An 8363-nucleotide genomic window follows, 5' to 3' on the forward strand; every position below is an offset into this window, starting at 1 on the left:
GCCCAGGTGCCGCCGGGGTTCGGCGTGTCCTTGCCGACCGTCAGGCTGTACTGGGCGGTGTGGGTGGTGGTGCCGGCGGTGCCGGTGACGGTGATCTGGTAGGTGCCGCCCGCGGCCGTCGAGGAGGCCGACAGGGTCAGGGTGGAGGACGAACCGGCCTGCACCGAGGTGGGGTTGAAGGTGGCGGTGACGCCGGCGGGGAGGCCGGAGGCGGTCAGGTTCACGGTCTGGGCGGTGCCGGAGGTGACGGCGGTGGTGACCGTGGCGGTGGTGGAGGCGCCGGGCTGGACGGAGCCGGAGGCCGGGCCGAGCGACACCGAGAAGTCGTTGCTGCCGGACGGTGCGCAGGTCGGGTCGCCGGTCTGGGCGGGGACGCTGATGGCGTCCCAGGCGGCCTTGGCCCGGTTGAAGAAGTTGCAGCTCGGGTCGAGGCTCTTGGCGGCGGTCAGGGTGGCGGTGCGGTAGCGCTTGTAGGTCATGCCGCTGGTCTTGAGGAGCATGCCGCCGTAGAAGACCCGGCCGGCGTCCTTGATGCCGATGCCGGTGACCTGGGAGTTGTTGCAGGTCGGGCTGGTGGGCTTGCCGCCGCCGGGGTTGGAGCCCTCGGCGAGCAGGTAGAACCAGTGGTTGAGCGGGCCGGCCGCGGCGTGCTCCTCGGTCTGCGGGATCGACGCCGAGTAGCAGTTGGGGTTGTTGCTGACCAGCGAGGGGTTGTACATGTTGCGGATCGGGCCGTTGCCGACGAGGTTGATCATCTCGCCGACGGTGTAGTCCGGGCTGTCGTACGGGGCGGACTGGTTGGCGTAGGACTCGGTCAGGGCGCCCATGATGTCGCCGGTGGCCTCGCCCAGGCCGGACTCGTTGTTCGCGCCGCCGGGGGTGAACTGGTCGAGCCCGTGGCCGAACTCGTGGCCGACGACGTCGATCGAGGCGATCCACTTGTTGGCCTGGCTGTGGCCGATGGATATGGTGCTGCCGTCCCAGTAGGCGTTGACGTCGTTGAGGCCGACCTTGACCGGCCAGCTGCCGCCGTTGCCGTTGTGCCCGTTGCGACCGAGCCAGTCGCGGAGCATGTCCCATTCCTTCTGGGCGGCGAACATCGCGTCACCGCAGCCGGTCTCCTTGCTGGAGGCACTGCCGGTGCCCCAGGTGTCACTCGACTTGGAGAAGACCTGACCGGTGCTGTAGTCCGCACACGACAGCCCCGGACGGCTCGGGTCGCGCAGCGAGTAGGAACTGCCGGAGCCGGTGGTGCTGATCGTCGGCGAGGGACCGTTCCACTCACTGTTCAGCGTACCGGCGTGAACGTCGTCGTAGCTGTCCACGACCTCGCCCGTCGCGGCGTCCACGAACACGTGCAGACGACTGGGGGCTGCGCCCTTGTGGCCGGCCAGGACGGTCTCCCAGGCCAGGCGGCCGCTGCCGTCCTTGACCCGCACGACCAGGCGGCGGGACTCGACCGAGTCCACCGAGGCCAGCTTGGTACGGGCGGTCTTCTCCGCCTGCGCGGCGCTGACCTGCGCCGTGGTGGAGCCGCCGACCGGGCCGGGGGCGGCGGACTGGAGACCGCGGACCGTGCCCTGGGAGTCGGCCAGGACGACCGCGTCGCCGCCGACCACGGGCAGGCCGCGGTAGCTGCGCTCGTAGGCGACCGAGTACAGGCCACCGACCCACGGGGTGACGTTCGTGCGCTGGTAGGTCTCGTCGCTGTTCGCGGCCAGCGACTTGAGGCTGGCCGCGATGGCGGCGTCGGCGGCGTTCACGGCGGCGGCCAGGGCGCTGTCCGCCGGGGCGGGGACGGGCGCGGCGGTGGCCGGCCCCGCGGTGGTGGCGATCATGCCGGCCAGCACGGTGAGGCTGGTCGCGGCGGTCAGCAGCCTGCCTAGGGAAATCCTGCGTTGCATCGGGGCTCCTCGCGTGTGGGGGTCCCCGTCCGCGGACGGTGTGGCTGGTGGCGCACCGCAGGGCCGTGTCTGGGGGGACGGCCGTGCGGGCCGTCCGCGCTCGGGTGCCCGAACACTCACACGGCGTCATGCTCTGGTCAATGCCTGGTGCGTGTGATGCGCCGGGTTGGCAAATTCCGTCAAGCCGCAGGCCCGGCTCCGCGTCGAGCTGGGCTTTTCTCCGAGTGGTTGAGACCACGTCAGGTGACGGGACGGGTCACGGAGAGCAACCGGACGGGAGCCGGGCGGCGGGGGCGTATCCGTCAGGGCCGGGCGGGGGCCTGGTCCTGGACGCGGCCCTGCAGGGCCTTGGACAGTTCCGCGACGCAGGCCGCGAGCTGTCCGGTCGTCAACTGCCCCGGGTCGCCGCCGCATCCGGCCACCGGCGCGGCGGACGGCGGGGCGGAGGGCTGCCCGGTCGGCGCCGGCGTGGCGGGAGTGGGCGCCGGGGCCGGCTGCCCGCCGCCGGGCGCGGTGATGTCGCCGCGCAGCGACACCAGGTTGGGCGTCACCGTGGCGTCGCCCGACAGGTCGATGTAGTCCTGGGTCTGCCCGTTGAAGTCCACGAAGCCGCGCCACATGTCCCGGCCGAACGGGACGATCTCCTGCAGCGCGCCGCCCTGCCCGGCGCTGATCGTGATCGAGGTCTGCTGCGCCATGTACGACACCATCCGGCTGGCCAGCACGTCCAGGTTCACCGACGGGCCGTCGTCGCCGCGCACGTACACGTGCAGGTCGTTGAGGCCGCCGCCGGCCCGGTCGGCCTGGAGGACCGCGAACGCGACCACCAGCTGCGAGGAGCTCTCCCGCGGCACCAGCGGCGTCACGTAGTACAGGTGGCCGTCCGCCTTCGAGCGCAGCAGGAACTCGCCCGGGTTGACGGCGTTGGTGGACGCCGAGGTGTGGGCGTAGCCGAAGCCGCGGTCGTCCTTCGCGCCGCGTCCGCCGAGCCACTGGATCTCGTGGATCTGCGACCGGACCACCGAGGCCGGGTAGGCGGCGCCGGGCAGTTCGCCCGGCGCCACCTGCGCCCGGTAGGTGGCGTCCGGGCGGCCGTCCGGCGAGCCGCGCAGTTCCAGCACCCCGGCCGGCTCCAGGACGGTGCGCTGGTGCCAGCCCCTCTGGCGCGCCACCGAGATCACCACCACCGGCTGGGCGGTGCGGGGGTCGGCGCCGTCGCAGTAGCCCCAGATGTCCTGGTCGCTGTAGACCAGGCCGGGGAACCGCTCGGCGAGCAGGTTGCGCAGGCTGGCGGCGCCCGTGCCGTCGAAGGCCCGGCCGAAGGCGTGCTCGCCGCGGAACGCGCAGGTGGCGACGGAGTTGGAGCGGCCGTCCCAGACGGCGACGCCCTCCATGGGCTGCTCGCCGGAGCCGTCCAGGACGGCCGTCCAGACCCCGCCGCCCGGGGAGGCGTCGGGCAGGTAGTGCAGGCTGTGCCCCATCAGGTGGACCCCGGAGGTCAGGCCCGCGCTGTCGGTCAGCGCCTTGGTCGCCGCGGCGTAGGAGGCGGTGCGCGCCTCGAAGTCGAAGTCCGGCATCGGCGCGGTCTTCACGCAGGCCGGCACGTCCGCGGTGCCCACCAGGTCGCAGCGCCCGCCGTCGCCGGCGCGGCTGTGCCCGGTCACCGGCAGCACCGAGCGCGGTGTGCCGGCCCCGCCGGCGGGGACGTCGAGCACGGTGGCCGCCGCGTAGTAGCGGCCCTCGTCCTTGTCGTCGTCCCACAGTCCGGTGCCCACCCGCACCAGCGAGCCGGCCACCGCCAGCAGCACCGCCGCCAGCGCCAGGCGCGAGCGCCGGTCGCCGTACCCCGCCCCGGACTCCTGCACGACGTACGCGACCGCGCCCACCGTGCCGCACAGGCCGATCGCGGCCCAGACCCAGAACAGCGGCGCCGCGTCGAGCGGGCCGCCGTGCGGGAAGAAGTCCCGCTCGATGAACAGCACGTAGCTCTGGTCCTGCTGCCCGAACCCGCCGAACACGGCGTGCTTGACCAGCCACACCAGCGCCGCGACCAGTGGCATCCACAACCACCAGACGGCCATCGCCAGCGCTGCGCGCCGAATTTCGCCCCGCCGGACATCACGCTTCGTCACACGCCACCCCTTCGTCCACCCCGCCCCGCCGCCCGCTCCGGGCGCCCGATCCTACGCGCCGGCCTCCCGCGGGGCGGGCCCCAACCAGTCGCCCGCCCACGGGGGTTGCCGCCCTGCGGCCGCTCGTCCCGCGCCGTCCACCGGCGCGGCCGCACCGAGCATGCACCACACCTCCGACACCGGGAGCGGAGCGGGTGCCCGGCCCGGACCGCCCGCCGGTAGCGGACCGTAGCCGGGGGGAAACCGACAGCACTTGACAGGGCCTTGCCCCGAGGCGCGTACTGGAACGGACAAACAGCAGACAGGGCCCTGAGCTCCAGGTATCCGTTCGATATCCGTTGCCGGTACGGAGTGGCGACAGGGCGTGCCGGGATGTTCGACACCCTCGCATCGCGCTCAGCCCGTCCCTCCGACGGCCGTTTTCGCGTTCAAGCGCCGCGCCCGCGCCACCGGACAGGTGGGGCACCCGTGGCGGCGCTGCCGGGACCAGGGCCCCCAGGCCGGGTCCAAGGGGCCGCCATGAAGTCGAACTCGAAATCGGCCGATGTGCGAACGCGGGAGGACGATCCCGGCGAACCGCCGGCGGGACGCTCCCCGGTCCGTCGGCGCCCACCCGGAGCGGGCCGTGCCCCGCTGCCCGTGGCCGTCGCCGTCGGACCGGAGCGGCAGCGCCGCCGGACGTCCGCACGGCGCACCCCGCGTTTACGGCTGCGGGCACCCCGCGCAGCGGGTGCCCGGCCTGCCGACGGAAACCGGACGACGGCGCCCTCCGGGCCAGGGCCTGTCACCCACCGGTTGCCGCGCGTCGCCCGCATCGGTGCCCTGCCGCGCGTCCTTCCCACGGGCCGTGGCCTGCGCCCTCCGGCGCGGTGCCCGAACTCCGGCCCGTACGCGGAAAGGTGGGCACCATGCTGCTCGACTCGTCGGCGCTGCATTCGAGCATCGAGGATCCGGTCCTCGACCGGATGAACTTCCTGAACGAGATCACGTTCAGCTACCCCGACGCGGTGTCCTTCGCACCCGGGCGCCCCTATGACGGCTTCTTCGAGATCGAGGAGGTCCACGACCACCTGCGCCGGTACGCGGCGTACCTGGAGAGCCGGGGCGCCGGGCCGGCGGAGGTGCGCAGCCGCTTCTACCAGTACGGGCCGGCCGCGGGGCAGATCCGGGAGCTGATCGCGCACTCGCTGCGGCAGGACGAGGGGTTCGAGGTCGCGCCCGAGGCGATCGTGGTGACGGTCGGTGCGCAGGAGGCGATGTTCCTGACGCTGCGCACGCTGTTCGCGACGCCCGAGGACGTGCTCCTGCTCGTCACCCCGTGCTACGTCGGCATCATCGGGGCGGCCAGGCTGCTGGACGTCCCGGTGGTCGCGGTGCCCGAGCGTGACGGGCGGCTGGTGGTGGCGGACCTCGACGAGGCCGTGCGGGCGCAGCGCGCCGCCGGCCGCCGGCCGCGGGCGGTCTACGTGGTGCCGGACCACGCGAATCCCACCGGGTCCACGCTGGACCTGGCGACGCGTACCGAGCTGCTCGAACTGGCCGGGCGGCGCGGCCTGCTGGTCCTGGAGGACAGTCCCTACCGGCTGAGCGGTCCCGGGCCGCGCGCTCCGATGCTCAAGGCGCTGGACCGCTCCGGGAGCGTCGTCCAGCTCGGCACGTACTCCAAGACGCTGTTCCCCGGTGCCAGGGTCGGCTACGTGGTGGCGGACCAGGAGGTGCGTGACGGTGCCGGGCGGGTGCGGCTGCTCGCGCGGGACCTGGCGAAGGTCAAGAGCATGATCACGGTGAACACCTCCTCGCTCAGCCAGGCGGTCGCGGCGGGTGCGCTGCTCAGCGCGGACGGCCGGCTCTCGGTGCTGAACGCCAGGGCCGCCGAGCACTACGGCCGCTGCATGGCCGGGACGCTGGCGCAGCTCGACCGGTGGCTGCCCGAGCGGCGCCGCCGGGAGCTGGGGGTCGACTGGAATCGGCCCGACGGCGGGTTCTTCCTCACCCTGCGCACCGGTTTCCGCACCGGCACGGCGGCGTTGGAGCGTTCGGCCGGGGAGTTCGGGGTGATCTGGACGCCGATGGAGTTCTTCCATCCGTACGGCGGGGGCGAGCAGGAGATCAGGCTCGCCATCAGCTACCTGACGCCCGGGCAGGTGGCGCAGGGCGTGGAGCGGCTCGCGCGGTTCGTCGAGACGCTCAGCGCCGAGGCGCACGACGTCGAGGCGCACGACGTCGAGGCGCACGGCGGCGGAACGCACCACGGCGGGCGCCACCACAACAGGCGGCACGCCGGCAGGCAGGACCACGACGAGGCGCACGGCGCCGGGGCGGCCGGCAACGGGACGTACCGCGGCACGGCGCTCCGCACCGGAACGGAGAGTGACCCGACATGACCGCGACCCTGGACCGGGCACCGGCCGCCACGGCCCCGCGCATCGTGAGCGTGGGCACCGCCGTTCCACCCGAGCACTACTCCCAGGAGGAACTGCTCGACCTGTTCGGGATCACCGACCGCAGGGTGCGCTCCGTCTTCCTGCTGGGCTCCATCCGGCAGCGCTCGCTGGTGCTGCCCCCGGCGGCGCCCGACGGCACCCGGCTGCGGGAGAACCAGGGCGACCTCCTGGACAAGCACAAGGCCTGGGCCGTGAGCATGGGGTCGGACGCGATGTCCCTGTGCCTGAAGCGGATCGGGGCCGACCTGTCCGAGGTGGGGTACCTGTGCTGCGTGACCTCGACGGGGTTCCTCACCCCGGGTCTGAGCGCGCTGATGATCCGCGAGCTGGGCATGGACTGGCACACCGCGCGGGCCGACATCGTCGGCATGGGCTGCAACGCCGGGCTCAACGCGCTGGCCGTGGTGGGCAACTGGGCGGCGGCGCACCCGGGCCGGCTGGCCGTGATGGTCTGCTCGGAGGCCTGCTCGGCCGCGTACACGATGGACTCCACGATGCGCACGGCCGTGGTCAACAGCCTCTTCGGCGACGGCGCCGCGGCGGTCGCGGTGATGGCCGACCCCGGCCCCGGGGACGGCGACGGGGAGGAGGGGCCGGTCCGGCGCCTCGAAGGCCCCGGGATCCTGAAGACGGCGAGCGTCACCATCGTCGACGCCATCGACGCGATGCGCTACGACTGGGACCGCGACCAGGACCGCTTCAGCTTCTTCCTGGACCCGCAGATCCCCTACCTGGTCGGCGCGCACGTGGAGGGCGTCATCGACCTGCTGCTGGACGGGACGTCGCTGCGCCGCGACGACGTCGCGCACTGGCTGGTGCACTCCGGCGGCAAGAAGGTCATCGACGCGGTCGCCGTCAACCTCGGGCTGACCCGGCACGACCTGCGGCACACCATCACCGTGCTGCGCGACTTCGGCAACGTCTCCAGCGGCTCGTTCCTCTTCTCCTACGACCGGCTCCTCCAGGAGGGCGTGGTCCGTGCCGGGGACTACGGCGTGCTGATGACCATGGGGCCGGGTTCGACGATCGAGTCCGCGCTCATCCAGTGGTGACCCAACGCAAGGGAGACCCGCCATGCCCGTCAACGCCTTCCCCGGAGGTCCCGTGCTGCACGTGGACGGCCGCCGGGAGCTCTCGGCCGAACTGACCCACGCCGTGGCCGCCTTCTGCGACGAGGCGGAGTCCACCGGCGCGGACTTCGCGACCCTGTACCTCTCCGGCGCCCCGTCGCACGAGGTGGTGGCGAAGGTGTCCGACGTGGCCGCCGTCACGAAGTGGGAGCGGGCCGTGCGCCGCCTCGAACGGCTGCGGCTGCCCACGCTGGCGGCGGCGAGCGGGGAGTGCGGCGGGGCCGCGCTGGACCTGCTGCTCGCGACCGACATCCGGGTGGCCACACCGGACCTGCTGCTCCTGCTGCCCCTGCACGAGCAGGGCACCTGGCCGGGCATGGCCGGCTTCCGGCTGGTCCAGCAGCTCGGGCTGGCCTCGGCCCGGCGCACGGTGCTCTTCGGACGGCCGATCACCGCCCGCGAGGCCCTGGACCGGTGCCTGGTGGACCAGGTGAGCACCGACCCGGGGCGCACCCTGGCCGCCGCCGCCCGGCTGCTGCGCCGGCTGTCCGGGCCCGAACTCGCGATCCGCCGCCAACTGGCCTTCGACGCCCAGTGGATGAGCTTCGAGGACGCGCTCGGCCCGCACCTGGCCGCCTGCGACCGCGCGCTGCGGCGCACCCGGACCCCGGACGAGGTGTCGGCATGAGCACCGCGAACGCCCAGGCACCCGCCGCGAACGCCCAGGCACCCGCCGCCGCGCGGGCACCCGTGCGGGGCCCCGCCGCGGACGGGCTCGACCGGGCGGGCGCCCTGCTCGCGCCGTTCCCCGAG

Annotated in this window: 4 protein-coding genes and 1 pseudogene; 3 read left to right on the forward strand and 2 right to left on the reverse strand. The window is 73.5% G+C overall.

Features of this window, described 5'->3' with window-relative positions:
- Positions 1-8 precede the first annotated feature (8 nt).
- Both BU198_RS25700 and BU198_RS25705 read right to left on the reverse strand, forming a co-directional pair.
- Positions 9-1904, reverse strand: a pseudogene (locus BU198_RS25700) (M4 family metallopeptidase); the annotation flags it as partial.
- Positions 1905-2206: 302 nt separating this feature from the next.
- Positions 2207-3964 carry a hypothetical protein gene (locus tag BU198_RS25705; protein ID WP_188299249.1) on the reverse strand — a complete coding sequence of 586 codons (1758 nt, stop codon included), beginning with the start codon at positions 3962-3964 and terminating at the stop codon, positions 2207-2209.
- Positions 3965-4944: 980 nt separating this feature from the next.
- Between BU198_RS25705 and BU198_RS25710 the strand changes: the two genes are divergently transcribed.
- From BU198_RS25710 to dpgB, 3 genes are read left to right on the forward strand one after another with little or no spacing between them, the layout of a single operon-like run.
- On the forward strand, positions 4945-6420 hold the full coding sequence (locus tag BU198_RS25710) for a PLP-dependent aminotransferase family protein (protein ID WP_223244927.1): 1476 nt from the start codon (positions 4945-4947) through the stop codon (positions 6418-6420).
- Positions 6417-7532: a 3,5-dihydroxyphenylacetyl-CoA synthase DpgA gene (gene dpgA, locus BU198_RS25715; RefSeq protein ID WP_188299250.1), complete on the forward strand. Its 1116-nt coding sequence runs from the start codon at positions 6417-6419 to the stop codon at positions 7530-7532. The genes BU198_RS25710 and dpgA overlap by 4 nt, the downstream gene beginning before the upstream one ends.
- Before the next feature lie 22 nt (positions 7533-7554).
- A complete protein-coding gene (gene dpgB / locus BU198_RS25720; RefSeq protein ID WP_188299251.1) occupies positions 7555-8238 on the forward strand; it encodes an enoyl-CoA-hydratase DpgB in 684 nt (227 codons plus the stop codon).
- Positions 8239-8363 lie beyond the last annotated feature (125 nt).

The sequence above is a fragment of the Streptomyces sp. CBMA156 genome, assembly GCF_014596515.1.
Taxonomy (GTDB): domain Bacteria; phylum Actinomycetota; class Actinomycetes; order Streptomycetales; family Streptomycetaceae; genus Kitasatospora.